Source organism: Cupriavidus numazuensis, assembly GCF_905397435.1.
Taxonomy (GTDB): Bacteria; Pseudomonadota; Gammaproteobacteria; order Burkholderiales; family Burkholderiaceae; genus Cupriavidus; species Cupriavidus numazuensis.
On the sequence record NZ_CAJPVI010000059.1, the window covers coordinates 31,447 to 57,323 of the forward strand.

General features: G+C 63.4%; 24 protein-coding genes. 11 read left to right on the plus strand and 13 right to left on the minus strand.

Annotated features, from left to right (window positions below; genetic code table 11):
• Nucleotides 1-848 precede the first annotated feature (848 nt).
• From KHO41_RS33370 to dnaA, 6 genes are all read right to left on the minus strand, one after another.
• On the minus strand, nucleotides 849-1,796 hold the full coding sequence (locus tag KHO41_RS33370; protein WP_211957512.1) for a DNA-processing protein DprA: 948 nt from the start codon (nucleotides 1,794-1,796) through the stop codon (nucleotides 849-851).
• The gene (locus tag KHO41_RS33375; protein ID WP_211957513.1) at nucleotides 1,796-3,265 is read right to left on the minus strand and encodes an HAD-IA family hydrolase; all 1,470 of its coding nucleotides are present in this window, start codon (nucleotides 3,263-3,265) and stop codon (nucleotides 1,796-1,798) included. The genes KHO41_RS33370 and KHO41_RS33375 overlap by 1 nt, the downstream gene beginning before the upstream one ends.
• Before the next feature lie 65 nt (nucleotides 3,266-3,330).
• Complete coding sequence (locus KHO41_RS33380; protein ID WP_211957514.1) at nucleotides 3,331-4,464, minus strand: phosphoribosyltransferase; 1,134 nt, start codon at nucleotides 4,462-4,464, stop codon at nucleotides 3,331-3,333.
• Between the two features lie 184 nt (nucleotides 4,465-4,648).
• Nucleotides 4,649-7,174 carry a DNA topoisomerase (ATP-hydrolyzing) subunit B gene (gyrB, locus tag KHO41_RS33385; protein ID WP_211957515.1) on the minus strand — a complete coding sequence of 842 codons (2,526 nt, stop codon included), beginning with the start codon at nucleotides 7,172-7,174 and terminating at the stop codon, nucleotides 4,649-4,651.
• 216 nt (nucleotides 7,175-7,390) lie between these two features.
• Nucleotides 7,391-8,506 carry a DNA polymerase III subunit beta gene (gene dnaN, locus KHO41_RS33390; RefSeq protein WP_211957516.1) on the minus strand — a complete coding sequence of 372 codons (1,116 nt, stop codon included), beginning with the start codon at nucleotides 8,504-8,506 and terminating at the stop codon, nucleotides 7,391-7,393.
• A gap of 372 nt (nucleotides 8,507-8,878) precedes the next feature.
• Nucleotides 8,879-10,633: a chromosomal replication initiator protein DnaA gene (gene dnaA, locus KHO41_RS33395; RefSeq protein WP_211957517.1), complete on the minus strand. Its 1,755-nt coding sequence runs from the start codon at nucleotides 10,631-10,633 to the stop codon at nucleotides 8,879-8,881.
• An 804-nt stretch (nucleotides 10,634-11,437) separates the two neighbouring features.
• Between dnaA and rpmH the strand changes: the two genes are divergently transcribed.
• The 5 genes from rpmH to tam all read left to right on the plus strand — a co-directional run bounded on the left by rpmH (nucleotide 11,438) and on the right by tam (nucleotide 14,981).
• Nucleotides 11,438-11,572 carry a 50S ribosomal protein L34 gene (gene rpmH, locus KHO41_RS33400; protein WP_008650850.1) on the plus strand — a complete coding sequence of 45 codons (135 nt, stop codon included), beginning with the start codon at nucleotides 11,438-11,440 and terminating at the stop codon, nucleotides 11,570-11,572.
• A 112-nt stretch (nucleotides 11,573-11,684) separates the two neighbouring features.
• Nucleotides 11,685-12,113 (plus strand): ribonuclease P protein component, encoded by a 429-nt coding sequence (gene rnpA, locus KHO41_RS33405; protein WP_211957518.1) that lies wholly within the window; start codon nucleotides 11,685-11,687, stop codon nucleotides 12,111-12,113.
• 12 nt (nucleotides 12,114-12,125) lie between these two features.
• A complete protein-coding gene (yidD, locus tag KHO41_RS33410) occupies nucleotides 12,126-12,422 on the plus strand; it encodes a membrane protein insertion efficiency factor YidD (protein WP_211957519.1) in 297 nt (98 codons plus the stop codon).
• A 21-nt stretch (nucleotides 12,423-12,443) separates the two neighbouring features.
• Complete coding sequence (yidC, locus tag KHO41_RS33415; protein ID WP_211957520.1) at nucleotides 12,444-14,111, plus strand: membrane protein insertase YidC; 1,668 nt, start codon at nucleotides 12,444-12,446, stop codon at nucleotides 14,109-14,111.
• Between the two features lie 99 nt (nucleotides 14,112-14,210).
• A complete protein-coding gene (tam, locus tag KHO41_RS33420) occupies nucleotides 14,211-14,981 on the plus strand; it encodes a trans-aconitate 2-methyltransferase (protein ID WP_211957521.1) in 771 nt (256 codons plus the stop codon).
• 79 nt (nucleotides 14,982-15,060) lie between these two features.
• Here tam and KHO41_RS33425 read toward each other — a convergent pair whose 3' ends face one another.
• Both KHO41_RS33425 and KHO41_RS33430 read right to left on the minus strand, forming a co-directional pair.
• Nucleotides 15,061-15,447: a VOC family protein gene (locus KHO41_RS33425; protein ID WP_211957522.1), complete on the minus strand. Its 387-nt coding sequence runs from the start codon at nucleotides 15,445-15,447 to the stop codon at nucleotides 15,061-15,063.
• Nucleotides 15,448-15,473: 26 nt separating this feature from the next.
• Complete coding sequence (locus tag KHO41_RS33430) at nucleotides 15,474-15,911, minus strand: PaaI family thioesterase (protein ID WP_211957523.1); 438 nt, start codon at nucleotides 15,909-15,911, stop codon at nucleotides 15,474-15,476.
• A gap of 161 nt (nucleotides 15,912-16,072) precedes the next feature.
• Here KHO41_RS33430 and KHO41_RS33435 point away from each other — a divergent pair, with 161 nt between their 5' ends.
• On the plus strand, nucleotides 16,073-16,870 hold the full coding sequence (locus tag KHO41_RS33435; RefSeq protein WP_211957524.1) for a CHAD domain-containing protein: 798 nt from the start codon (nucleotides 16,073-16,075) through the stop codon (nucleotides 16,868-16,870).
• A 93-nt stretch (nucleotides 16,871-16,963) separates the two neighbouring features.
• Nucleotides 16,964-18,391, plus strand: a complete 1,428-nt coding sequence (mnmE, locus tag KHO41_RS33440) for a tRNA uridine-5-carboxymethylaminomethyl(34) synthesis GTPase MnmE (protein ID WP_211957525.1) — start codon at nucleotides 16,964-16,966, stop codon at nucleotides 18,389-18,391.
• 186 nt (nucleotides 18,392-18,577) lie between these two features.
• On the opposite strand, the gene KHO41_RS33445 is transcribed toward mnmE, so the two are convergent.
• Nucleotides 18,578-18,835, minus strand: a complete 258-nt coding sequence (locus tag KHO41_RS33445) for a FitA-like ribbon-helix-helix domain-containing protein (RefSeq protein ID WP_211957526.1) — start codon at nucleotides 18,833-18,835, stop codon at nucleotides 18,578-18,580.
• A gap of 74 nt (nucleotides 18,836-18,909) precedes the next feature.
• Nucleotides 18,910-19,524 (minus strand): HAD family hydrolase, encoded by a 615-nt coding sequence (locus KHO41_RS33450; protein WP_211957533.1) that lies wholly within the window; start codon nucleotides 19,522-19,524, stop codon nucleotides 18,910-18,912.
• Between the two features lie 169 nt (nucleotides 19,525-19,693).
• Here KHO41_RS33450 and KHO41_RS33455 point away from each other — a divergent pair, with 169 nt between their 5' ends.
• From KHO41_RS33455 to KHO41_RS33470, 4 genes are all read left to right on the plus strand, one after another.
• Entirely contained in the window at nucleotides 19,694-20,938 is a 1,245-nt protein-coding gene (locus KHO41_RS33455; RefSeq protein ID WP_211957527.1) for a glycosyltransferase, read from the plus strand.
• A gap of 45 nt (nucleotides 20,939-20,983) precedes the next feature.
• The gene (locus tag KHO41_RS33460; protein WP_211957528.1) at nucleotides 20,984-21,553 is read left to right on the plus strand and encodes an OB-fold putative lipoprotein; all 570 of its coding nucleotides are present in this window, start codon (nucleotides 20,984-20,986) and stop codon (nucleotides 21,551-21,553) included.
• Nucleotides 21,554-21,561: 8 nt separating this feature from the next.
• On the plus strand, nucleotides 21,562-21,762 hold the full coding sequence (locus tag KHO41_RS33465) for a hypothetical protein (RefSeq protein ID WP_041679762.1): 201 nt from the start codon (nucleotides 21,562-21,564) through the stop codon (nucleotides 21,760-21,762).
• A 155-nt stretch (nucleotides 21,763-21,917) separates the two neighbouring features.
• Nucleotides 21,918-22,496 carry an Sbal_3080 family lipoprotein gene (locus tag KHO41_RS33470; RefSeq protein ID WP_211957529.1) on the plus strand — a complete coding sequence of 193 codons (579 nt, stop codon included), beginning with the start codon at nucleotides 21,918-21,920 and terminating at the stop codon, nucleotides 22,494-22,496.
• Nucleotides 22,497-22,500: 4 nt separating this feature from the next.
• Here the strand turns inward: KHO41_RS33470 and KHO41_RS33475 are convergent, their stop codons facing one another.
• The 3 genes from KHO41_RS33475 to KHO41_RS33485 all read right to left on the minus strand — a co-directional run bounded on the left by KHO41_RS33475 (nucleotide 22,501) and on the right by KHO41_RS33485 (nucleotide 25,619).
• On the minus strand, nucleotides 22,501-23,475 hold the full coding sequence (locus tag KHO41_RS33475; RefSeq protein WP_211957530.1) for a M14 family metallopeptidase: 975 nt from the start codon (nucleotides 23,473-23,475) through the stop codon (nucleotides 22,501-22,503).
• A 107-nt stretch (nucleotides 23,476-23,582) separates the two neighbouring features.
• Nucleotides 23,583-24,560 carry a Bug family tripartite tricarboxylate transporter substrate binding protein gene (locus tag KHO41_RS33480; protein WP_211957531.1) on the minus strand — a complete coding sequence of 326 codons (978 nt, stop codon included), beginning with the start codon at nucleotides 24,558-24,560 and terminating at the stop codon, nucleotides 23,583-23,585.
• A gap of 108 nt (nucleotides 24,561-24,668) precedes the next feature.
• Complete coding sequence (locus KHO41_RS33485; protein WP_211957532.1) at nucleotides 24,669-25,619, minus strand: LysR family transcriptional regulator; 951 nt, start codon at nucleotides 25,617-25,619, stop codon at nucleotides 24,669-24,671.
• Between the last annotated feature and the right edge of the window lie 258 nt (nucleotides 25,620-25,877).

The following is a 25,877-nucleotide window of genomic DNA, read 5'->3' on the forward strand; positions in this document are numbered from 1 at the left end:
AAATCATGACATGAAATTTGCGCTTTGCGCAACACAGCTCAAGTGCTTTATCCCATCGAATCCAAGCAATTCCGTTGACAGGGCGTCGAGAAGTGAACGTCCTGTGCTCGATATAGCGCCTCGGGAAGTGCGTTGGGGCGGGCGAGTGCCGGCATTGACTTGCCGGGCTCGCGCGGCAACGAGGGATAAGGCGACAACCAGTGGCTGAGTTCGAGTCTCGCCAGGGGCCTAGTAGCCCTCTAGAGCCCGAGACTAAGAAATTGTCATCTGCCGAAGCGGCGATGACAGACGCGCAACTTTCCATGTTGCGCTGCAGCCTACCCGCAGCCCCATCCAGAAGAAGAGCAGTCTCATGGCCCACTACTGCCTCTCACCTCTTAGGACTCGGCGCGTGTGCAGGCAGCTACGAAGGCAAGCCCATCCCGAAACGGCAGCCAGCCGACCATCCGCATGGCTCAGGTCGACTCATTGCACATGGCTGTTGCATGCTATAAGGCGAACGGTCTGCGCTGACGCTCGGTCGCGCCCCACGTCCCATGACGTTGGCATCTTAGAGAAAAACTTGATGACGACAGCTTTGCGCATGACCTCGTCGCGGGTGCCTGGCAACAGCGATGCTCGGGACTGTAGCCGGCGGAAGTCTGGTTTTCAAACGACGACGCCAGGCGAGGTGCTCACTCTTGTTTATCTCGATGTGAAAATGTTTGACGTTGGATTCGACCCAAATGCATTCGGGCGGTGATACAACGAGCACGACAGTGTGAGGCGCTATCGATAGCGCGCACACGCAATATATGCAAACAACCCGGCCTCTGGTGAATCGCTAGATTAATTTTCCATTTCGAGTATTACGTCAGAAGTGCCGCCTCAATCGCTTCGTATTCGCTTTTCGACCGAAGAACAATAAGGCGCTCCAAATCTGACTCTTGGCATTTAAGTATCGAGAGCTTCTCGGTGACACTGCCGGTGGTCAATGCAATGTTGCCGCGCGCTTTCTCATATCCACTTGTAATGTCTGCACGCGTTGCGACTGGAACTATCAGGAATCGCCGGTATCGGAGTGCGGCGCGGCTTGCATGCAGGCTACCGCCGCCTCTGTCAGACTGCGCCATCACCACGGCCTTCGAAAGAGCCGCTTGAATTCTATCTCTTTCCACAAACTGGCCAGAGAATGCGGGTGTCCCGTAGCCATACTCTGATACTAAAAGGCCGCCCTTCGCCACAATGGCGTCAGCAAGAGCAGCATTCGATTTCGGATAGACCGAGTCCAGTCCGTGAGCCATAGCAGCCACCGTCGAGCCATCGTGGTTCAGAGCCTCTTTGTGGGCAACCGAATCAAGACCGAGCGCAAGCCCACTAACTATTTGCCATCCGGCGCTCCCAAAGTACTGAGTGATTCGCCGAGCGGTTTCAATTCCATGCTTCGATGGCTCTCGTGTGCCGATGACCGCAATAGCCTTCTTGGAGAATCGCGCCGGGTCCCCTGCGACATATAGGAGCGCAGGTCTGTCTTCCGTTGTGGCTAGAAGTCGCGGATAGTCCGAGTCCGACGGACTCAAGATGGTATGGCCACGTTCTGACGCTTGCCGAAGGTCATCCTCCGCCGCCTTAACCGCCGTCTCATAGGTCAGGCTTGCAGGCTGCAGCAGCGCGAGTTCCGGGAAGGTTTCAGCCAACTCCTCTAGCTTAACCTGGAAAAATAGCGGTTCCCTGGTTAAAGCTTGGAGGGTCTTCCGGCCCACTCCCTTCACCTTGCTCGCAATCAGTACACGAATTGTGTAGTCAGATACAGCCACTATTGGATGTCTTCAGTGTAGTTGCAGGACGGTGTCTGATTGTATCCGGTGCAGCCCCAAAACCGGTTACCATTCTGTCTGTTGGTACGGCGCACCATGGGTCTGTTGCAGACTCCGCAGAATTTCGGATGCATGTCCTCTGTGTAGGGGCATCGCTCGTCTTCCTCGTCCGCAAAGTAGCCGGAGCAGCCCCAGAAATGACTGCCATCGGCCTGATTGCGCCGAAGTCGCATCGGTCGAGTGCATCGCGGGCAGTTCTTGTCATCCTGCTGAACGCTTACCGTTTTCGCAAAAGCCAACCCGGTCACCGAGGCGGCCCCGGCTTTTTCCAGCAGGTCGATTGAGCGTGCGATAGTTGACCCGGTCGTTACTACGTCGTCGATTACGAGAACATGCCGGCCGCGAATGCGCTCGGCCGCAACACCTGCGAGCTGGAGCGCCCGCTTGGCTTCTGCCGCCCGCTGGTCGGCTGAGAGAGTCTTCTGCTTCAGCGCATCGTCGACATACCGCAGCAGCGATGCATCGAAGCTCACCCCAGCAAACTCTGGCCCAGCAGCTTGCTGAACGCGGCGAAGGAAATTCTCCAAGCGCGGATGACCACCGGCCTTTCCCGGTACGACAGTGATTAGGTCAAAAGGATGCTCGTTGTGGAACAGATATTCAGGTGCTCGTCGGAGGACGTGCAACACAACGTCGACCCAATACGGCTGAAGCTCAAACTGCGGGATACTCTCTTTGCGCACGATGTCTTGTGAAAGCGCATGCGCCTCGTGGAGCGACGCCGTAGCCACTGCCTTCTGGCTGTAGTAGCGGCCGAGGCACAGAATCCGCAGTTGTTCGCCGACGGTTATCACATTGCCGGAGAGGTCGAGAGGCAGGAAAAAGGTCGCGCCACGGTGGAAATTAATAGACTGATGCTCTGCTGCGCGCTCCGCAAATAAGCGGAAGTCGCTTGGGTCATCAAAGTAGTCAATCAGGTCTCGCGACGACAAGGCTGCCGCTGGCGCCGTCGAGACGGTTTCGCGCGACGCCCAGGTTGGAACGATGGGCGTAACTCCAGCGTTGTACGCGGCGACAATGTCGATGTACTCGTCACCTACATAAAGAACGTGGGGGCCCGACTCCTCCCCAAGCTGCTCGAGCGCAAGCAAGATTCCATCAGGCGCCGGCTTTGGCTCCTTGCCTGCGCGCTTTACGTCTGAGTAAGTGACAACCACGTCAAAGTCGTTCCGCATCCCCAAATGGGCAAGAATGCGGTCGATGTAGCCTCGTCCCGCATTGGACACAATCCCGAGCAGGACACCTCGTTCCTTCAGCGCCCTAATAAGCTCCGGAACGGGTTGATACGGCGCAACCTGGGCCATCGTCTCCGGTGTGAGCAAATCGTATTCGACAGACTCTCGTATCTCCCGGACCGACCGCGTATTCACCAAGGTGCTATCGAAATCGAACAAAATAACGTTGGCCATCCTGGTCTCCACGCGTGGTGTAGTTCTCGAATTTCTGAATTGAACGGCACACCGTCTGCACGGCCTTATGTCAACAGCGTTGTCAACGCGGCTTGGCTTCCGACATTGGTGGTGCCGGGAAATGGACTGAATGCCCCGATGAAGTCCGACGCTTGCACTGGAGCGAATGGGTTAGCCTTCAGCTCAATTTGATAGGCACCAAGCTGGTTTCCAAACTTGCCCAATGCGATACCGGTAACCGACGCCGCTCCCGCCTTACGCAGGAAGGCTGCCGCCACACCGAAGGAAACGCCATACGTTGTGCAGTCATCGACCACCACCACGTTCTTCCCGCGAAGCTTACTAGCGTAGAATGGATTCAAGTGAATGGTCGTGACCTGCCCCGTTGGGTCCCGCCTATCTCCACTGAAGCTGCCACTAGACCGTTTGGCCGAAGGAGTATGTCGAATGAACAGAGGCTGACCGCGCTCCGCATTTCGAACTCGCGAAGCCGTCGTGCGCAGTCGATGGGTGAAGTCGCTAAGCGTCTCGTTGTCAGAGTTGTCGCTGCTGGATGATGGGTAGACGCCCCAGAGGAGGTCTGGGACGGCACCGACGCCCATAAACAACATAGACCGTGCAGTCACTGCGAGCAGCGCATTCAGGTGAACGCCTCCGTTTTTGACAGTCTGTTTGATTTTCCCTGCAAAAACCTGCTGGTCGATTCCCTTGCCCATCTGCGACAGGTCCGCCAGGACATGCACGCTGTAGCCCGGTGTGTTGCCTTGGTACCACCATTGCCCCTGCCATCCCGCAGTCAACCCGATGACTTGTGCAAGCTCAGTAGGATTCGCGGCTCGAATGCCCAAATCTGCAACGTACTTATTGTTTGACCACCCAGCGCCAATCACCACCGCATGACCGTTCTTCGCCATCTGGATGTCGTCCAGCTTCGAGGCTAGAACCAGCACGTCGTGATTCTGCAAATTGAAGCGCTTAGCATTGTGCGAGACCACCCCTCCATCTTGTCTCCCAGGGCTGCGAAGGAACTGAACTGCGGTGCCCGCAAACGCTTGCTTGAACCAAACCGGCTCTGTGTGGTTCGACAAAAGAGCGACCGGGTTTCCCGCCGCCGCGAAGTCAGCCAGCACTTTGACAATGGCCGGGTGGGCCCCCCCCGAGACCAAAACAGAGTCGGGAGATGTCAGGAGCATTTGCATTTAGAGGTCTCGCTCTATTGAGTGAACGCGCGGAGCCACGTCGAGTCGTTGCAGTCAACGACTCGGGACGCATCGCTAATTGCTGAGACGTCCATAAACATTGGCTATCAACGCAAAAGACCCATAAATTTCTCAACTTATGGGTCCCAGATTCTTAGGTTATGTGCCTATCTACAGACAAATTTTAAACATCAATATTCCGCGCCACCAACGCATTCGACTCAATAAAGTTCCTACGCGGTTCCACCTCATCACCCATGAGGGTGGTGAAAATCTGATCCGCCGCAATAGCATCCTCAATCTGCACCTTAAGCAGTCGCCGTTGGGTAACGTCGAGCGTCGTCTCAAACAGCTGCTCAGGGTTCATCTCACCAAGACCCTTATAGCGCTGACGGGACACGCCGCGTTCAGCTTCAGAGAGCAACCACTGCATCGCCCCATGGAAGTCATTGACAGTCTGATCCCTCAGCTTGTCCCCTTCCCCGCGCTGCACCTTGGTCCCCTCAGGCGTCAGCCCCTGGAACGTCTTGGCCGCATTGGACAGCGCCGCGTAATCCGCCCCGTGGACAAAGTCCGCGTCCAGGTGCGACAGCCGCACGTTGCCATGGTGACGACGCGCAATCATCAGGCGATGCTTGTCGGTCTTTTCGTCGAACTGGGCATACACATCCGCCGTGCCATCGTCGTTGACGGCAGCGCCGAGCAGCGTCTTGGCATGCATCTCCGCCAGCTTGGTCTTCAGCGCCACGGCCGATGCCTCGGCCGCCGGTGCGCTGTCCAGGTCCAGCGTCACGCCATCGGCAATCGCGCGCAGCGCATCCGTATCCACGATGCGTGACAGGCGGCCGATCACGCCTTCCGTGAGCTGGTACTGGCGCGCCAGCTCGGTCAGCGCGTCGCCGTTGATCTCCGTGCCATCCGGGCGCACCAGCACGGCCTTTTCCATGGCCAGCTTGAGCAGGTAGGCGTTGAGTTCTACGTCGTCCTTGATGTAGCGCTCTTCCTTGCCGTGCTTGATCTTGTAGAGCGGCGGCTGGGCGATGTACACGTAGCCGCGCTCGATGATGTCGGGCATCTGGCGGTAGAAGAACGTCAGCAGCAGCGTGCGGATGTGCGAGCCATCCACGTCCGCGTCGGTCATGATGATGATGCGGTGGTAGCGCAGCTTGTCCAGGTTGTAGTCGTCCTTGCCAATGCCGGTGCCCAGCGCGGTGATCAGCACGAGCACTTCCTGGCTGGAGAGCATCTTGTCGAAGCGCGCGCGCTCGACGTTCAGGATCTTGCCCTTGAGCGGCAGGATGGCCTGGAACTTACGGTCGCGGCCCTGCTTGGCGGAGCCGCCTGCGGAGTCACCCTCCACCAGGAAGAGTTCGGACTGGGCCGGGTCTTTTTCCTGGCAGTCGGCGAGCTTGCCGGGCAGGCCCATGCCGTCGAGCACGCCCTTGCGGCGGGTCATTTCGCGGGCCTTGCGGGCGGCTTCGCGCGCGCGGGCGGCGTCTACGATCTTGCCGCAGATGATCTTGGCGTCGCCGGGGGTTTCCAGCAGGAAATCGCCCAGGGCCTTGGCCACGAGTTCTTCCACCGGCAGGCGCACTTCGGACGAAACCAGCTTGTCCTTGGTCTGCGAGCTGAACTTGGGCTCGGGCACCTTGACGGAGAGCACGCAGGCCAGGCCTTCGCGCATGTCGTCGCCGGTGGTTTCCACCTTGGCCTTCTTGGCGATCTCGTTTTCTTCGATGTACTTGTTGATGACGCGGGTCATCGCGGCGCGCAGGCCGGTCAGGTGGGTGCCGCCATCCCGCTGCGGAATGTTGTTGGTGAAGCAGAGCACCTGCTCGTTGTAGCCATCGTTCCACTGCATGGCCACTTCCACGGCAATGCCGTCTTTCTCGGTATTGGCGTAGAAGATGTTCGGGTGCAGCGTGCTCTTGGCGCGGTTGATGTATTCAACAAAGCCCTTCACGCCGCCGGAGAAGGCAAAGTCTTCTTCCTTGCCGGTACGCTGGTCGACCAGCTTGATGTGGACGCCGTTGTTCAGGAACGAGAGCTCACGGATGCGCTTGGAGAGGATCTCGTAATGGAACTCGACGTGGGTAAAGATCTCTTCGTCGGCCAGGAAGTGAACTTCGGTGCCGCGCTTGTCGGTGTCGCCGATGATCTTCATCGGGGACACTTCGACCGGCTGGCCGTCCGGGCCGTTGACGGTCTCGATGATGCGGTTCTGCACGTCGCCCTTGGCGAATTCGATCAGGTGGACCTTGCCGTCACGGCGCACGGTCAGGCGCAGCCACTTGGACAGCGCGTTCACGCAGGACACGCCCACGCCGTGCAGGCCGCCGGACACCTTGTAGCTGTTCTGGTTGAACTTGCCGCCGGCGTGCAGCTCGGTCATGGCGATTTCCGCCGCGCTGCGCTTGGGTTCGTGCTTGTCGTCGAACTTGACCAGGGGCGGGATGCCGCGGCCGTTGTCGACGATGGAGATCGAGTTGTCGCTGTGGATGGTGACCGTGATCTCGGTGCAGTAGCCGGCCAGCGCTTCGTCGATGGAGTTGTCCAGCACCTCGAACACAAGGTGATGCAGGCCGGTGCCGTCGGAGGTATCGCCGATGTACATGCCCGGACGCTTGCGTACCGCCTCCAGGCCTTCCAGGATCTGGATCGAAGAAGCTCCGTAGGTGTTTTCCTGTTGCGGTGTCTGCTGTTCGGTCATGTCTTTCTACTCAACGGCTGATGCGAAAACCTGGCCGCGCCGGCACATTGGCAGGGCGTTTGGCTTCCGCATGGCGGGTTACTAAAAACGGCAAAAGGGGCGGATCGATTTCGATCCTGCCCCTGCTGCAAAGAGACGTCCCGTGATAGTGCGGGTGTCGTAGCGTGCCGTTTGCTGCTCCGGTATCTCTGTATCTGTAGTCCTGTTACCGGATCATCAGATGCGCATCGGCATGACGACGTACTTGAAGTTGTCGTCTTCCGGCACGGTAATCAGCGCACTCGAATTCGAGTCGCCGAGGCTGACCTGCACTTGCTCGCTCTTCAGGTTGGCGAGGACGTCGAGCAGGTAGGTCACGTTGAAGCCGATGTCGAGCGCGTCGCCCGAGTAATCGAGTTCCAGCTCTTCCTGCGCCTCTTCCTGATCGGCGTTGGTGGAGCTGATCTTCAGCATGTGGGTGTCCAGGATGCAGCGCACGCCCTTGAACTTGTCGGTCGTCAGGATGGCGGTACGTTGCAGCGCCTGCTGCAGGCGCACGCGGTCGATCGCAAAGGCGTTCTTGTAGCCCTTGGGAATGACGCGATTGAAGTCGGGGAACTTGCCTTCCACCAGCTTGGAGATCAGCTCGATATTGGCGAAGCTGAACTTGACCTGGTTGGCGGCGAGCTGCACCTGCACGGGATCGTCGTTGTCTTCGAGCAGGCGTTGCAGTTCGAGGATGGTCTTGCGCGGGATGATGACTTCCTGGCGCGAGCCCACACCGGTGGCTTCGTTTTCCAGTTCCACACCGCAGTAGGCCAAGCGGTGGCCGTCGGTGGCGACTGCCATGACCTTCTTGCCGTCGACGACGAGCAGCATGCCGTTGAGGTAGTAACGGATGTCTTGCTGCGCCATGGCGAAGTGGACCATCGCCAGCAGGTGCTTGAAGGTCTTCTGCGGCAGCGAGATGCTGGCGTTGAATTCGCTGGCTTCGGCAACGGTCGGGAATTCTTCGGCGGCCAGCGTCTGCAGTGCGAAGCGGCTCTTGCCGGACTGCACGGTCATGCGCTTGTCGTTGAGCGACAGGGCCACATCGCCGTCGGGCATGGCGCGCAGGATGTCGAGCAGCTTGCGTGCGGCCACGGTGGTGGCCACGCTGTCATTGCCCACGCCGCATTCGGCGTGCGTGGTGATCTGGATCTCGATGTCGGTCGAGAGGAAGGATACGTTCGAGCCGGACTTGCGAATCAGCAGGTTGGCCAGGATCGGGAGGGTGTGGCGGCGCTCCACGATGCCGCTCACGATTTGCAGCGGACGCAGCAGATTGTCTCGCGAGGTTTTGACCAATTGCATTGAATTTATCCTTCGTCGTTTGTCGTCGGCGACCGCAAACTCCAGGCAACTCCAATTTACTTAGAAATCAAGGAGTTAATGTGCCATTGTACCAAGGATAAGCCGCTGCGGTGAAGCGGGGCGAAACCGTCGGAAGTGGGGGTTGTGCACAAAAAGCCACGGCGCCCGCCAAGTACTTTCCGCATTTCATCCCGACTCACCGCAAAGCCTTATCTGTGGCTAACACTGCACACGGCTGCGGCTGGGCCGTTGTTGTTTAACAGGCGCCCCGGGGGCCTCCCAGTGACGCCGAACCTACAGTATGCCAGCCCTCTCGGGCCGGTTCTTCAAAATCCGCCCGCCCCGGTTTCCCGGCGCGGGATCCACCTCGGATCAACCCTTGAGCGTCTGTTCCAGCACGTGCAGTTCATGGTTGAGCTGAGCGTCCTTGCTACGCTCGTCGGCGATCTTGCGCACCGCGTGCAGCACGGTGGTGTGATCGCGCCCGCCGAAGAGTTCGCCGATCTCGGGCAGGCTCTTCTGCGTGAGTTCCTTCGCCAGGTACATCGCGATCTGGCGCGGCCTTGCAATGTTCGCAGGCCGCTTTTTCGAGTACATGTCAGCGACCTTGATGTTGTAGAAATCCGCGCAGGTCTTCTGGATGTTCTCGACCGAGATCTGGCGGTTCTGCACCGTCAGCAGGTCCTTCAGCGCTTCACGCGTGACTTCGATGGTGATGTCGCGGCCGTGGAAGTTGCTGAACGCCAGGATCTTGCGCAGCGCGCCTTCGAGCTCGCGCACGTTGGAACGCAGATGCTTGGCGACGAAGAACGCGACTTCCTCGGGCACGCTCACGTTTTCGGCGGCGGCCTTCTTCATCAGAATCGCCACGCGCATTTCCAGCTCGGGCGGCTCGATGGCCACGGTCAGGCCGGAGTCGAAACGCGAAATCAGGCGGTCGTCGATGCCGGTGATCTCCTTCGGGTACGTATCGCTGGTGATGATCACCTGCGCCCGGTTGGCGATCAGTGCTTCGAACGCGTAGAAGAATTCTTCCTGCGTGCGGTTCTTGCCCGAGAAGAATTGAATATCGTCGATCAGCAGCAGGTCGAGCGAGTGGTAATAGCGCTTGAACTCGTCGAACGCCTTGCGCTGGTAGGCCTTCACCACGTCGGACACATATTGTTCAGCGTGGATGTAGCGGATGCGCGCGCGCGGGTTCTCCATCAGCATGAAATTGCCGATGGCGTGGATCAAGTGAGTCTTACCAAGGCCCACGCCGCCATAGAGATATAGCGGGTTGTAGGACTTGCCCGGATTGTTGGCGACCTGGATGGCGGCAGCGCGCGCCAACTGGTTGGCCTTACCGGTGACGAAGTTGTCGAACGTCAGGATCGGGTTTAGGCGCGAACGCTCGTGCACGGTGTCGCTGGCCTGGCTCGGCTGGCCGGGCTGCGCACCGGGCCCGCCTGGGCCGGGGTGCTGCACCATCGGACCCGACTGCATGGGGGGTTGCTGCGGCTGCATGCGGTAGGAGCGGGCAGCAACTTCGGACGGATCCATCTGGACCACGTCGATCTCGCCCATATCGACGCCATGCTGCGCACCCGGCGCCGGCTGCTGGCGCATGCCGCCTTGCAGCGGATGGCCAGGGTAGGGTGCCTGCGCCGGAGGATAGCCAGCCTGGCCGTGGCCGGACTGGTACTCGCCATAGCCGGGCTGCATGCCCGGTTGGGCGAATTGCTGGCCCATGGGTTGGCCCATCGGCTGGCCGCCGCCATAGCCCTGCATACCCGTACCCAGTGCTGCGTGACCGTCGCCCGCGGCGCCCGGCATCATGCCCGGCTGACCGCCCATGCCGCCGGCCGGCGGCTGCGCGTAAGCCGCCGCACGGCCCGACGCAGCAGGATCCAGGACAAAGTGAACACTGACCTGCGCTTCCCAATATTCGCAGGCAAGGGCAGTAATACGCCCCGAAAACTGGCTCTTGACCCAATCCAGCTTGAACCGGTTCGGCGCAGCAATGCGCAGCGTGAGCGCTTCTTCGTCGAAACCGACGGGCGCCAACGGCTTGATCCAGGTTTTGAACTGTTGCGGCGTCAGTTCGCGCTCGAGCTGCGCGGCTGCCGCCTGCCAGAAGTCTTGCATTGTTTTTTGTTTAGTAAGCGCACCTCCAGGGTGCGCCACTGACTACTGTCGCGCCTCGCCAGCCCGGCCTTCCCCGTACCCATGTCTGCAACGCCGGCAGCGACTTACGTATACGTCCTGTATACGGTCCGCCGCGTCGACCTGCAAAAACTTGGGGGGAAGCCCGGGATGCGCCTGCGCCACGCAGCCCGTGTAGTGATTGGACCGGGATTGTACCCCCGGCCTCAAGTTATCCACAAAGGATAAGTCTGTGGACAACTTGTGCAAATTCAGTGGATTGGTGTGCACAACCCGAGCAGCGGCGCGGCTTTCCGGCATGCTGCAGCGCCGGAAAAACCAGCGGAAACAGGGACTTCGGCCAATCCGGCAGTCTGTCGCAGTGCATAAATCAGCACGCAAACTTGTTAACAGGCTGTTGTGGACAATGGCGCACGGCTGTTTACGTGCCGTTTACCGAGTGATGTGGCGATTGTGTCCTTGCCCACATTACGAAGCCTTGACACTGGCGGCGAAAATCGCTTAAATGGCGGGTTCTGCGATGCGGCAGGGGATCACACGTATGCGCATCGCCGGGTCTGGCCTGTCCGTGCCGCCCGCGTCTTGCAGGTATACCTGCAATCCAGGCGCTGGCCGGTTTCAGGGCCGGCACCAAGACAGAACCAGAATCGCCAACTTGTCGGTATACGCTTTGAGGCCTTGAGCGTTTCCGGCGCGCGGCAACCCCAATGCGAACCATACGCGGCGGCCACGGCACCCCGGCACCGGCCGGAGGCGGGCTAGCCCAGATCAACCAGAGAGTGCAACATGAAACGTACCTACCAACCTTCCGTTACCCGTCGCAAGCGTACCCACGGTTTCCGCGTCCGCATGAAGACCCGTGGCGGCCGTGCCGTCATCAACGCTCGTCGCGCCAAGGGCCGCAAGCGCCTGGCAATCTAAGGGCCGGGCGACCGGTCTGGACGGCGGCAACGCCGTCCATGCCAACCGCCTCGCCTTCTGGATGGCCGGTAGCTTGCCGCAGGGTGCAGTGTTCCCGCTAGCTTTGCCAAGCGTGTCTACCTTTGCCTATCCCAAAGCCGCGAGGCTGACAAAGACGGATGAATTTTCATCCGTTTTTGCTTTGCGGCCCCGACGACGCAGTACGCACTTCGTGCTCTACGTGCGCGCCAACGGCCGGCCCGAAGCCCGCCTTGGCGTGGTAGTGGGCAAGAAGTTCGCACCGCGCGCGGCCGAGCGCAACCTGGTCAAGCGCATGGCGCGCGAGCTGTTCCGCCAGCGGCAGGACCAGCTTGGCGGCCGCGATGTGCTGCTGCGGCTGCAGACCAAGTTTCCGCGTGCGGAATTTACCAGCCGCGCCGCGGTCCGAAGGGCGTGCCTGACGGAGATGACCAGCCTGCTGGAAGTCGCCGCCAAGCCGCTGCCGCCGCCTCCGCCGTCACCATCGGCCGCGCCTGAACAGCCCAAGGGCCTTCCGGCCTGACCGCTCCCAGCCATGAAGCGAATCCTGCTAGCCCTGCTGCGCATCTACAAGATCGCTCTGAGCCCGTACCTGGGCTCGCGGTGCCGCTTCTGGCCGACCTGTTCCGACTACGCCCGCGACGCCGTCATCCAGCATGGCGCCGCGCGCGGCAGCTGGATGGCTGCTCGCCGGCTGTGCCGTTGCCACCCTTTCACACAAGGCGGGTATGATCCCGTGCCGGGTGCGGAAGCGGAAACTGCACAAACGGGCAAGTTTGCCCATCCCGCGGCAGGCCATGGGCCTGTCACCGTCCGTCTCCCACGACCCTGATTTCCCCGACCACAGCGAGACATGGATATCAAACGCACCATCCTCTGGGTCATCTTCTCGATGGCCCTCGTGCTGCTCTATGACAACTGGCAGCGCGCCAACGGCCACGCGTCGATGTTCTTCCCGAGCGCGACGCAGCAGCAGGCCGCTTCGGCGCCCGCCGCCGGCGCCGCCCAGGGCGATGTGCCCAAGGCCAACGCGACCGCAGGCGCCGCCGCTCCGGCAGCCCCCGGTGGCGCGCCTCAGGCAGCAGCGCAGCCCACTGGCGAAAAGATCATCGTGACCACCGACGAGGTGCGCGCCGAGATCGATACCGCCGGCGGCATCCTGTCGCGCCTGGAGCTGCTCAACGAGCACGAGAAGGACGGCAAGCCGGTGGTGCTGTTCGAGCGCGACACCACGCGCACGTACATGGCCCGCTCCGGCCTGATCGGCGGCGACCTGCCTAACCACACCACCGTGTTCACGGCCACGCCCGGCCCGCGCACGCTGGACGGTGCCGACAAGCTCGAAGTCACGCTGACCGCCGACAAGAACGGCGTGAAGTTTGTGAAGACTTACGTGTTCCACAAGGGCAGCTACGTGGTCGACGCGCGCTTTGCCGTGACCAACGATGGCACTGCGCCGGTCTCGCCGACGCTGTACCTGGAACTGGCGCGTGACGGCAGCAAGGTCGAGCAGTCGCAGTTCTACAGCACCTTCACCGGCCCGGCCATCTACACGGACGCGGACAAGTACCACAAGATCACCTTCGAAGACATTGCCAAGGGCAAGGCCAGCACGCCGGCCGCCACCACCAGTGGCTGGGTCGCGATGGTCCAGCACTACTTTGCCTCGGCCTGGATTCCGCAAGCCGGCAAGGAGCACAGCTTCTACGTCCAGCAGATCGATCCGAACCTGTACCGCGTGGGCATCCAGCAGCCGCTGGGCCAGATCGCCCCGGGTGCCACGGTGACGACCGATGCGCGCCTGTTCGCGGGCCCGCAGGAAGAGCGCATGCTCGAGAAGATCACCCCGGGCCTGGAACTGGTGAAGGACTATGGCTGGCTGACCATCCTGGCCAAGCCGCTGTTCTGGCTGCTCGAGAAGCTGCATGGCTTCCTGAACAACTGGGGCTGGTCGATCATCTTGCTGACCGTGCTGATCAAGCTGGTGTTCTTCCCGCTGTCGGCGGCGAGCTACAAGTCCATGGGCAAGATGAAGGACCTGCAGCCGCGCATGACCGCGATCCGCGAACGCCACAAGGGCGATCCGCAGAAGATGAACACGGAGATGATGGCGCTGTACAAGACCGAGAAGGTCAACCCGCTCGGCGGCTGCCTGCCCATCGTGATCCAGATCCCGGTGTTCATCGCGCTGTACTGGGTGCTGCTGTCGTCGGTGGAAATGCGCGGCGCACCGTGGCTGGGCTGGATCCATGACCTGTCGGTGCCGGATCCGTTCTACATCCTGCCGATCGTGATGGCCGTGTCGATGTTCGTGCAGACCAAGCTGAACCCGACCCCGCCGGACCCCGTGCAGGCCAAGGTCATGATGATCATGCCGCTGGTGTTCTCGTTCATGTTCTTCTTCTTCCCGGCCGGCCTGGTGCTGTACTGGGTTGTGAACAACATCCTGTCGATCGCCCAGCAGTGGCAGATCAACCGCATGCTCGGCAAGGGCAAGGCGGCTGTGGCAGCGAAGAGCTGAGCGCAGGCGATGCACAAGCGTTAAGAGAAGCCCGGTGGAGACACCGGGCTTTTTTTGTATCGGCGCTCGCCGGTACGCAGTTTTCCCAAGGAGATATCGATGAGCTGGTCCGCCCGCCAATATGTGGCCTTTGAAGACGAACGCACACGCCCGGTCCGTGACCTAGTCGCCGCGATTCCCAATGAGATCGTGCGCACGGCGGTGGATATCGGTTGCGGGCCGGGTAATTCGACCGAGGTGCTGATGTCGCGATTTCCGGGTGCTTCGATCACCGGACTGGACAGCTCCGACGACATGGTCGATGCCGCGCGCAAGCGCCTGCCCGACGTGCAGTTCGATGTCGCGGATATCACGGCCTGGAACGACGCCGGCCCCTATGACGTAATCCTGGCCAACGCCGTGCTGCAGTGGGTGCCGGACCATGCCACGCTGTTTCCCGCGCTCGTGCAGAAGCTTTCGGAAGGCGGCACGCTGGCCGTGCAGATGCCCGACAACCTCGAAGAACCTGCGCACCGGCTGATGCGCGAAACTGCCGCGAACGGTCCGTGGGCCGCCAAGCTGGCCACTGCGAGCAACGCCCGCTCGGCGCGGGCTACGGCGCGCTGGTACTACGAACTGCTAAAGCCGCATTGCTCGCGTGTGGACGTGTGGCTGACCGTCTATCACCATCCGCTGGCCGGTGGCGCGAATGCCATCGTGGAATGGTTCAAGGGCAGTGGGCTGCGGCCGTTCATTCAGCCGCTGGATGATGCCGAGCGTACGGCCTATCTGGCGCGATATGAGGCGGAGATTGCCAAGGCGTATCCGGCGTTGCCGGATGGGTCGGTGCTGTTGCCATTCCCGCGGTTGTTTGTGGTGGCGACGCGCTGAGGGTTCAAGCTTGATTCAAGCGCCTGTTTGCTCCCCTCTCCCGCGAGCGGGAGAGGGGAGAAACCCCGGTGCGGCGTAGTCAGCCCGGCTTGTGGCAAACCGCCTCGATATTGTGTCCATCCGGATCCAGCACGAACGCACCGTAGTAATCCGGGTGGTAATGCGCACGAATGCCCGGCGCACCGTTGTCCCGTCCGCCCGCTGCCATCGCGGCCTTGTAGAAGGCATCCACCTCAGCCCGCGTATCCACGCGGAACGCCACATGCAGCGGCGGCTGGTTGGGCGTGCCGTTGCTGAGCCAGAATTCCGGCTTGCCCGGCGGGCCAAACCCGGCCACGTCTACCGAGCCGGTCACGCTGGCGGGAAACTCCATGATCAGTTTGATGCCGATGGCGCCTAGTGCCGCCGTATAGAAGGCCTTGCTGCGGCCGTAGTCGCTGACGTTGACGCCGGTGTGGTCAATCATGAGGTTTCCTCTTGGACAATGGCAATTCAGGCAAGGTCGATCACGCTCATGGTCGCATTGAGGCGGCTGACCAGCACGGCTTCGCCGTGCACGTCGGCAAAAACATCAGCCTCGACCACGATGATGGATCGGCCCGACTTCAGCACGTCGGCGCGGCAGCGCAGGCGTTCGCTGCGCACGGCGCGCAGCAGGTTGATCTTGAATTCGGCGGTAACCACGTGGCGGCCCGCTTCCAGGATGGTCGAGGCCGCAGCGCCCGCGGTGTGGTCCGCGATGGTCGCCTGCACCCCGGCGTGCACGACACCGCCCTGCTGCAGGTGGCGCGGAGCCACGGCAAGTTCGGATTCACACCAGCCGGGACCGCAGTCGACCAGCGTGATGCCCACGTCGGTGACAAAGGCGGCCTGACGAAAGCCGGCCTCGATGGTCTCACGCAATAGCAGCCGTTCCCGGTCAGTCGACATGGTGTCCCTCGCGCGGTAGGTGTGCGCGCATTGCAGCGCGAAGGGTTGGTCTTGTCAATCTTCCGTGCGGCGCATGCAGCGCGCTGCAGTGTTCCCACGTGCGGCATCGCCTACACTGGAACCTACGTCCCCGGCCGTCTCTCGAACTGGATGAGGCCTCCATGAATGCTGACCCCACTGCCAGGCTGCGCGGCAAGACGCGTCCGGCCGCGGCGTTCGCCGCGCTGGGCGAGGCTGGGCTGCAGCGCATCGAAGACAGCCTTGCCGCGCTGTTCGGGCGCGACGAGGCGGAAGACGTGCATGCCCTGCGCGTGGCCGTGCGCCACCTGCGCGCGGTGCTGTGGATATTTGGGCCGCTGTTGCCACGGGGCATCGCCGAGCGCTGGAAGGAAGACTTGCATGGACTGGCCGACGCAGCTGGCGAAGTCCGCGACTGGGACGTCTTCCTCGCCGAAACCATGCAGCCCGCGCTGGATCGCCAGCCCGGCGACGCGGTGCTGCATGCCGTGATCGACACAGCACGCGCACGCCGCCAGATCGCGCGCGAGACCATGCTGGCCCGCCTGGGCCAGTACCGCCACGACACACTGCCGACGCTGCACCGCGACCTGGCGCACCTGCCGGTACATACCGACGATGGCAGCGACACGCTTGGACCGTTTGCGCGCAGCCGCGTGCGCAAGGCCCGCAAGACGCTGCGCCAACGCAAGCGCAGGGCGCGCCAAGACGGTCTGCGAGCAGTGCACCGTCAGCGCATCGCCGGCAAGCGCCTGCGCTATGCGATCGAGGCGCTCGGGCCTGTATTGCCGGAGCAGAAAGCCAAACGCCTGCACCGCAAACTGGTGAAGGGGCAGGGCAAACTGGGCAGCGTGGTCGACGACAGCGTGGCGCGCCGGCTCATGGCGGAATGCCTGGATGTGCCTCCTGAGGAACAGGACAGCGCGCCCGCTGCTGCGTAAGCGGCCACCTCACGGTTGCATCGCTTTCCCGCACCATGCGCCGTGCCCGGCACGCCGCGGACCCCGATCACATCGATCTGAGACAATAGCGCCATGACTGCTCCCCTGCCTCCCATTGCCGCCATTGCCACCGCCCCCGGACGCGGCGGCATCGGCGTGGTGCGCGTGTCGGGCCCCGATGTGCGCCCGGTCATGCACGCCATCTGCGGCCAGGCGCTCAAGCCGCGCCATGCCACCTACCTGCCGTTCCTGGACGGTCACGGCAAGGTCATCGACCATGGCCTGGCGCTGTACTTCCCGGGGCCGAATTCCTACACCGGCGAAGAGGTGCTGGAACTGCAGGGGCACGGCGGGCCGGTGGTCATGCAGATGCTGCTGACACACTGCCTGCAGGCCGGCCACGAAATCGGCCTGCGCCTTGCCGAACCCGGCGAGTTCACGCGGCGTGCTTTCCTCAACGACAAGCTCGACCTGGCCCAGGCCGAGGCCGTGGCCGACCTGATCGAGGCCAGCACCGAAGCCGCGGCGCGCTCCGCAGCGCGATCGATGGAAGGCGAGTTCTCCAGCGCCATCCACACGCTGGTCGAAAAGGTGATCCACCTGCGCATGCTGGTGGAAGCCACGCTGGATTTCCCGGAAGAGGAGATCGATTTCCTCGAAGCCTCCGATGCGCGCGGCCAGCTCGCCACGATTCGCAATGACCTTGGCAAGGTGCTCGCGCAGGCCCGGCAGGGCGCGCTGTTGCGCGAAGGTCTGTCGGTCGTGCTCGCCGGCCAGCCCAATGTGGGCAAGTCGTCGCTGTTGAACGCACTGGCCGGGGCTGAGCTGGCCATCGTCACGCCGATCGCCGGTACCACGCGCGACCGCGTCAAGGAGACGATCCAGATCGAAGGCATCCCGCTTCATATCATCGACACGGCGGGGCTGCGCGATGAAGCCACGGACGAAGTCGAGCGCATCGGCATCGAACGCACGTGGGACGCCATCCGGCATGCCGACATCGTGCTGCATCTGGTCGACGCCACCGACTACCTGCGGCACGGCCTGTCCGAGATCGACGACGCCATCGACGACCGCCTGAGCGGCCAGTTGCCGCCGGGCGCGCCGATCGTGCGCGTGGTCAACAAGATCGACGTCGCACCGACGGTGGGGGGCATGATGTTCAGTGGAAACCGTCCGCACGTGGTGGCGGCCAACGGCCCCAACCCCACCGAAATCTGGATCTCCGCGCGCACCGGTTCGGGCATCGAGCTGTTGCGCAAGGAACTGCTGCGGTTGGTCGGCTGGCAGTCGGGCAATGAAGGCACCTTCCTGGCGCGCGAACGGCACCTGACCGCGCTGCGGCAGGCGCAATCACACCTCGATGTGGCGGACGAGCAGAGCAAACAGCAGGCGCAGGCGCTGGACCTGTTTGCGGAAGAGCTGCGGCTCGCGCAGGAGCATCTGAACAGCATCACCGGGGAGTTCACGAGTGATGATCTGTTGGGGACGATTTTTACGCGGTTTTGTATTGGGAAGTAGTGGCTACCGGCTACCGCCTCAAGGTATCGAGACAGTCGGTGCTAAACCGACGCCAGACCATTTCGTCGAAGTCAACAAAATGGTCCAGATTGGCTTGGCATGCCCAGCGGACAACGCCATCAGGCCTTCGGCGCCAGCGTGCGACGCACGTCATGGGCTCCGAAACCACGTTGATGTCGAGCACGATCATTCGTGAAGCTTCGGCGGTTGTGCGTACGTTCGGTCACGAGTCTGTTCGAGCGTCTCCACGTCGGCATTGGTCAGCCCCAGCCGATGCCCCAGTTGGGCCAGCGCATCACCCATCCTTACCCGCTCCGGCGGGTTCACGGCGCGCCCCAGAATATCGCACACCTCGGCCTCCGTGCTGCGGCAGTGCGCGGCCGCTAGTGCTCGCAAGGCGCGGTGGGTTTCGTCGGGCAGGTTGTGTATGGTAAGAGTCGCCATTGCAGTCATCACTCCAAGTTGCCCTCAATGAAAGCACACACACCTAATGCCGCATCACATCGGGAATCGACGCGCTAGATCAACGACCTCCACGCCAACTCCTCTGCCAGGTTTTCAGCACTCACAAACCGGTACCCGTGCAGCCCGGCATCAACCGCTCCCTGCACATTGGCCTCCGTGTCATCAATGAACAACGTCTGCGCGGCACTGCATCCAAGCTGCCCAATGCAACCCAGATAGGCCTGGGCAGCCGGCTTGGTCGCGCCAAACGCTGCAGAGGGATAAACGCTCTGTCCGAACAACTGCGCGACCGGCGGATTCAGGTAAGCGATATGGTCCGTGACCAGTCTGCAGTTGTTGGTCAGGATCGCGATCCGGTATTGGCCGGCCAGTCTGGCGGCCAGCGCCAGTGTTTCGGCATTAGGCGTGATGGATGCGCGGCGTGAGGCAAGCCAGTCGTCCCGGCTGACGCGGCAGCCCAGCAGTTGCCCGAGTTCCTGCAGGTACTCGTCATCGCTGATCTCGCCGGCATCGGCGCGCGCTTCCAGCCCCGATCCCCAGATAGCGTGCCGTACCTGTTCAGCCGACCGGCCAGTAGACGCGGCCAAGCGGTCGGCCCGCGCGGCGCGGTCATAGTGGGTCAGGACCCCTTCCATGTCGAACAGGACGAGCGCGATCGGTGCGGTCATGACATCTGTCCCGGTGGATGGCCAGAAGCCCTGATTGTGCATGGGCCGGGAGGCCGTTGGCGGAAAATCCTCGAGCCCCGGCTCACCTTTGGCGTGCGGGTACACTATCGGGCCGGCGAACTGCCCCTTTACGCGAGCACCAGCCGCCATTTCCGACACCCTCCACCGCATGCGCCTGACCCTCATCACCTTCGGCACCCAGGGCGATTGCCGTCCTATCGTCGCACTCGGTGCGGGGTTGCAGGCGGCCGGTCATGATGTGCTGCTGCTTGGCGAACAGTCAGCGGCGGCGCTGGCAGCCGAGCAGGGGCTGGCGTTCGAGGCGCTGGCCGGTGACATCCAGGCTACGCTGGCGCCCGGCGGCGCGCTGCACAAGCTGATGACCGAAGGCGGCAACGTCAGCGAGGCCACGCGCGCGTTCGCCCGCATTGCGGAGGACAACACCGCGCAGTGGATGGCGCAGCTCACGTCTGCCTCGCGCGAGCGCGATGCCATCGTCTTCTCGGGACTGGCCGCCTACGTCGGCATAGCCGTTGGCGATGCGCTCGGCAAGCCCGCCATCGCCGCCGCCATGTTCCCGCTGTCGCCAACGCGCGAGTTTCCATCGGCGTTCTTGCCACCGTGGCGCCTGCCGGGCTGGGCCAACCGGGCGACGCATCTGCTGATCAACCACGTGCTGTGGCGCATGTTCCGACCTGCCATCAACGCAGGCCGGCAGTCACAGTTCGGTCTGGCGCCGCGCAAGGCGATGTGGCAGGACTTCCCGTCGCTTTACGGCTTTTCCCCGCATCTGGTGCCGCGCCCGCGCGACTGGCATGCGGACTGGCTGGTCTGCGGCGCATGGACCCTGCCAGCGCAGGATGACTGGCAGGCACCTGCCGCATTGCAGGATTTCCTGGATGCGGGCGAGCCGCCGGTCTACGTCGGCTTCGGCAGCATGGCCGGCTTCGACCGCGACAAGGTCGTGCGCGCGCTGGTGCACGCCATGGACGGCCAACGTGCGCTGTTCTATCCGGGCTGGAGCGGCATTGACGTGGCGGCGCTGCCGCCGAACTTCCATGTGATCGGCGCCACGCCGCACGACTGGCTGCTGCCGCGTGTGAGCGCAGCCATTCACCATGGCGGTGCGGGCACCGTTCACGCGGTTGCCGCGGCCGGCGTGCCGTCGATCGTGCTGCCGTTCGCGGGGGACCAGTTCTTCTGGGCCGGCCGGCTGGCGGCGCTTGGCGTGGCACCGCGCTACGTCGCCGGGCATGACATCGACGCGGGCAAGCTCGCGGCGATGCTCGCCTTCACGCAACGGCCCGACGTGCGCGAGAAAGCCGCAGCACTCGGCGCCGCCATCCGTGCGGAACGCGGTGTCGGCCATGCCGTGACCGCCATCGAAACCTTTTGCCGACGGAGCACGGCATAGCGGCCGTCGCAAGGCGCCGCTCCACTATTCAGGCAGGAAATTCAGATGATGAACCGAACCCAACAAATCCTCATCGCCATTGTCGCCTTGGCAGTCCTTGGCATGCTCTGGTTTGCCGGCAATGACAAGGACCGCAGCCAGGAGGCTGCGACGGCCGATGCAGCACTGGCACCTGCGCCGGCTGCCAGCGACGTGCGCGGCGTGCCGCGCAACGGCACGCTCGACCCCGTGAGCATCGACCCTCAGCGCCCGGCCGACCAGCTGCCGCAATACCAGGCCGACGCCCTCCTCGACGACTACCGCAGCAACCCTGGCGCGGCCGATGAGCGCTACCGCGGCAAGTACATCATCGTCGAAGGCGTGGCCAGCGGCGTGCGGCGCGGTGAGGCGGACAATGTGTTCGTCGATATCCGCACCAATGACCCGAACGCAGTCGTGCGCGCCCAACTGCTGCGCCGGCAGATCTGCGGGCCGGCCGGCCGCGTGTGCGAAGTGGAAGCGCGCGCCACCATGGTCCGCCGCGGGCAGAAGGTGGCCGTGGAATGCAACGGCGCGGGCCTGGCTGACGGCACGCCGCTGCTGAGCGATTGCCTGCTGCGCGGCGGCGCCAACTGAGACCTCACATGCAAACCGTCCTGTCCGTTCTCGCCATCCTTGTCCTGATCGCCACGGCGGTCGGGCTGGTTTCTCCCTCGCTCATCAGCCAGACCTTGCTGCAAGGCAAGCCTGTGGGGCGTCTGCAGATTGCCGTAATCGGCCTTTGCCTCGCCGCGTTGTTGCTGATCCTGGTCGGGCGCCTGGCGCAACCCGTCGCGGGCGCCTGAAACGCCGCACGGCGCAGACCGGGGCAGCAGCGCCAGTTTTGCGCCTCTGTTCCGGCTATTGGCGCGCGGTGCCAGCGCATACAGTGCGTGGATAAGTTCCCGATGCTCCGCCTGCCGCAAGCGGCAATGAGCACCGATGCCATCCAGGACACTCCATGAACAAAGCACTGCTGGCCGCCGCGCTGGGCCTGACGATTACCGGCTGCTCCACCTACCAGGCCGTGATGCCCGTGGACCGGCCCGAGCAGGCCGACCCGCTCGGCGCCTTCCAGGTCCCCGCCGGCAGCGCCGTCGCGGCCGGTCCGCGTGGCAACTACGGCGCCAACGGCGCGCTGCTGTGCGTGGTGGCGAACCCGGTAAGCGGCAATGAATATCTCGACGCATTCCGCGCGTCGCTGCAGGCGCGCAATTTCGAGGTGAAGCTGCTGCCGCCGTACGCGCCAGTAGTGTCGTGCCCGCTGGTGGCAACGTATTCGGCCAAGAGCGCGTGGTTCTGGATGTCGTACCTGAACAGCGTGGACATCATCGTGTACCAGAACGGCGCACGGGTGGGCAAGGCGGTCTACAACGCGAACCGCAGCGCGGGCGGGATCAACCTGAGCAACTTCGTCATGCCGGAGCGGAAGCTCGATGAGCTGGTGGAAAAGCTGTTCCCCGGCATGCTGCCTCCGCCGCCTCCGCCGGCCGGGACGCCCGTGGCGGCGCCGGCAACGGGCACCGCCGCCGCGTCCTGAACGCTCAGGCTTCGAGCTGCCCCAGGCGCACCACCGTCACGCCGGGACGAAGCTGCCGCAGCGACGGCATCACCAGCACGCAGTTGGCATACGGCGTCACCACGGGCTCGCCATCGCGCCAGCCGATCACGGTGCCGGCCTCCGCGAAGGTCTCCAATCCCGTGTAGGGACCGGCGAAGCGGAAGTCCATGCTGCTGGCCACGACAGGCTCGGTCACGCGTACCACTCGCTGCGTGGCGGGCAGCGGTTGCAGCCAGCCAGTCGGCACGTCCTGGGCATCGATCACGCCCGCATTCAGTAGAAAGCGTGCCGCGCTATCCCGCGCGACCGTGACCGCCGACGTTTCCCAATGCTGGCCACACTCGATCAGCAGCGCATTGCGCGCGCTAGCCGGGTCGCCGAAATCCGCGTAGTCGCGCATGCGGCGGCCTTCGGGATGCCCTTCGTCGACGATCACGTCGGCCGGCGCGCCAAGCGCGCGGGCCAGCGCGATGCCCTTGTCGAGTGGGCCGGACACGATCAGCGGGCGGCTCTTCTCGTGCATCGAGTGCAGGTCGAGCAGCAGATCTACCGTGTCGATCACCGGACGCATGGCGCGGGCGCGGCGCAGTTCGGATGAATCGCGGCTCGCATCGTCGAGCACCGCCGATGTCCAGACGCGGTTGAAGTCCTGGTCGACAAAACGCGAGGCATCGGGCCGCGTCGGGTCGAAGCGAGCATAGGCATCCACATTCGCGAACGCCAGCGTCATGCGCCCGCGGCGCGGCTTCACGCCGGCGTCGAGCAAGCCCTTCACCGCGATGGCGCCGCAGACTTCGTTGCCGTGCGTGAGCGCGTTGACCATCACATGCGGGCCATCCACGCCGCTGTCGAACGTGAACACATAAGGGATGCCGCAGTTGCCCTCGGCATACGGGCGGATGTCGGGGAATGCGACCTCGACCGGATAGGCGTCGAGGGTAAGGGGAGCGTTGTTCATGCTGGGTTGTGCTACTTGATGACGGCTTATTCGGCTTATTCGGCTTATTCGGCTTATTCGGCTTATTCGGCTTATTCGGCTTATTCGGCTTATTCGGCTTATTCGGCTTATTCGCGGATGCCTGCGGTCTGAACGATGGTGCGGTAGCGGCCGGTCTCGCGCTTGACGAACGCGCCGAACTGCGCCGGATTGCCCGGGGCCACCTCCACGCCGGCTTCGGCGAGCTTCTTCTTCACGTCAGGCATGGCCAGCACGGCCTGCATCTCGGTGTTCAGGCGGTCGATGACCGGGCGCGGCGTGTTGGCCGGGCCCATCAGGCCAAACCACACACCCATGTCGACGCCCTTGAGCGCGGGGGTTTCCGCCAGCGCCGGCACGTTCGGCGCCACGCCGGAACGCTTGGCCTCGGTCACGCCGTAGGCCTTCACGCGGCCGGCCTGGATATGCGGCAGTGCCGACGACAGCACCATGACTGCCAGGTCAATCTGGCCGCCCAGCAGGTCGGTCGCCATGGCCGAGGCGCCCTTGTACGGCACGTGCGTAATGTTGACGTGGCCCTGCTGCTTGATCAGCTCGCCCGCCAGGTTCAGCGGCGTGCCGACGCCCGACGACGCATACGACAGCTTGCCCGGCTGCGCCTTGGCCAGTTCGATCAGCTCGGCGGCGTTCTTCGCCGGCAGCGCGGTCTTGCCGACCAGCACCATCGGCTGCGTGCCGACAAAGGTGATCGGAGCCAGGTCTTTCTCGCCGTCATAGCGGACTGCCGGGTTGGTCAGGCGCGCGATCGACACTTCACTGCCTGATCCCAGCAACAGCGTGTAGCCATCGGCCTCGGCCTTGACCACCTTGGACGCACCGATGGTGCCGCCGGCGCCACCGAGGTTCTCGATGACCACACTCTGGCCCAGCCGCTTGCCCAGCTCGGGCGCGACCGTGCGCGCGACCAGATCGACACTGCCGCCGGCTGTGTAGCCCACGACCAGCGTGATCGGCTTGGTCGGCCAGCCGCTGGCGTGTGCGGCAAGCGTGGACAGGGCGAGGGTGGCGGCGGAGGCCGCGCGCAGCAGGGTGGTCTTCGTGGTCATGTCTCGGGTCGGAATTTTGGAATGGGGATGACGCTGGCCTGATGGTAGTGAGCGCGCCGGGCGGCGGCATGCGGCTTTGGCAAGGGGGGTTGCCGATTTGGCAATGCCTCAGCCCCGCGGTTCGCTGATGGCGGCTTCCCAGAATGCCTCCGCCAGCGGGCGCATTGGCGCGCGCTGGCGGTAAAGGCGGATCTCCAGCGCCAGGTCCACCTCCTCCGCACCGCGGCCCGCGGTCGCGCGCACCAGCCGCCCGGCGTGGAGATCGTCCGCAATCAGCCGCGCCGGCAGCCACGCCAGGCCCATGCGCTGGCGCACCATCTCGTGCACGGACTCCGCAAAGTCGCTGACCGCGATCACGTCGAGCCGGCTGGCGAGCTTGCGGCGCGCGATCTCCTGGTTGACCATGCGGCCGAGCGTCAGGCTGTCGGCGTAGGCGATCATCGGCGTGGGTGCCGTGCGGGGACCGCCTTTGGTTGCCTGAAGGCGAAACTCGGGCGCGCCGCGCGCATCGGCGGCGCTTACGCATACCAGCCGTTCGACGCCGACCATGTGGAAGCGGTAGCGCGCGTCATCGAGCATCACCGGGATGTCGGGCGGGCTGTAACACAGCAGGAAATCGGCATCGCCTTCGGTGAACATCGCGAGCGCATCGTGCATCGGAAATGTGGACAGGCGCGTGCGGAAGCCGGCGGCCGCCTTGTCATTGCACAACGCGTGCCGCAGGCCGGCGAGCCACGCCGGCACCATCGAGCGTGCGAGCGTCTTGCCGGTGGCGATGGTCAGCGTGCTGGCATCGGCGCGATGTGCCGTGCGCAGCGCCAGGCGCGCGTCTTCGAGTGTCTGCAGCGCGTTCTGCGCGGCTTCCAGGAACTGGCGGCCCTCGGCGGTCAGGCGTACCGGGAAAGCGCTGCGGTCGATCAGCGGTGCGCCGGCCCAGACTTCGAGCGCCTGCATGCGCCGCCCGAACGCCGGCGGGGTGACGTTGCGCAGCTCCGCCGCGCGCGCGAGGCTGCCGGCCTGGGCGAGGCAGATGAAGTCTTCTAGCCAGCGGATGTGCATGGGGGCAGGTGTGGAGGGAGCCGACGGGTGGGGAGACCACATTATCGGCACTATTGCGTCCTTGCCGAATTGTGGGGGGCGTGCTTGGCTGGCGCCGCTGTTTTGCCGGCGCAGCCGGCGGGGCTTCTCGTGGGATTGGGTTGTCGCTCTTGGCAGGCGCCGCTGTTTCGCCGGCGTAGCCGGCGAGTCACTTTTTGTCCGAGCGACAAAAAGATGGAATGAACGCGCCCCGGCCCACTAAGCAGAAGGCACCGGCAA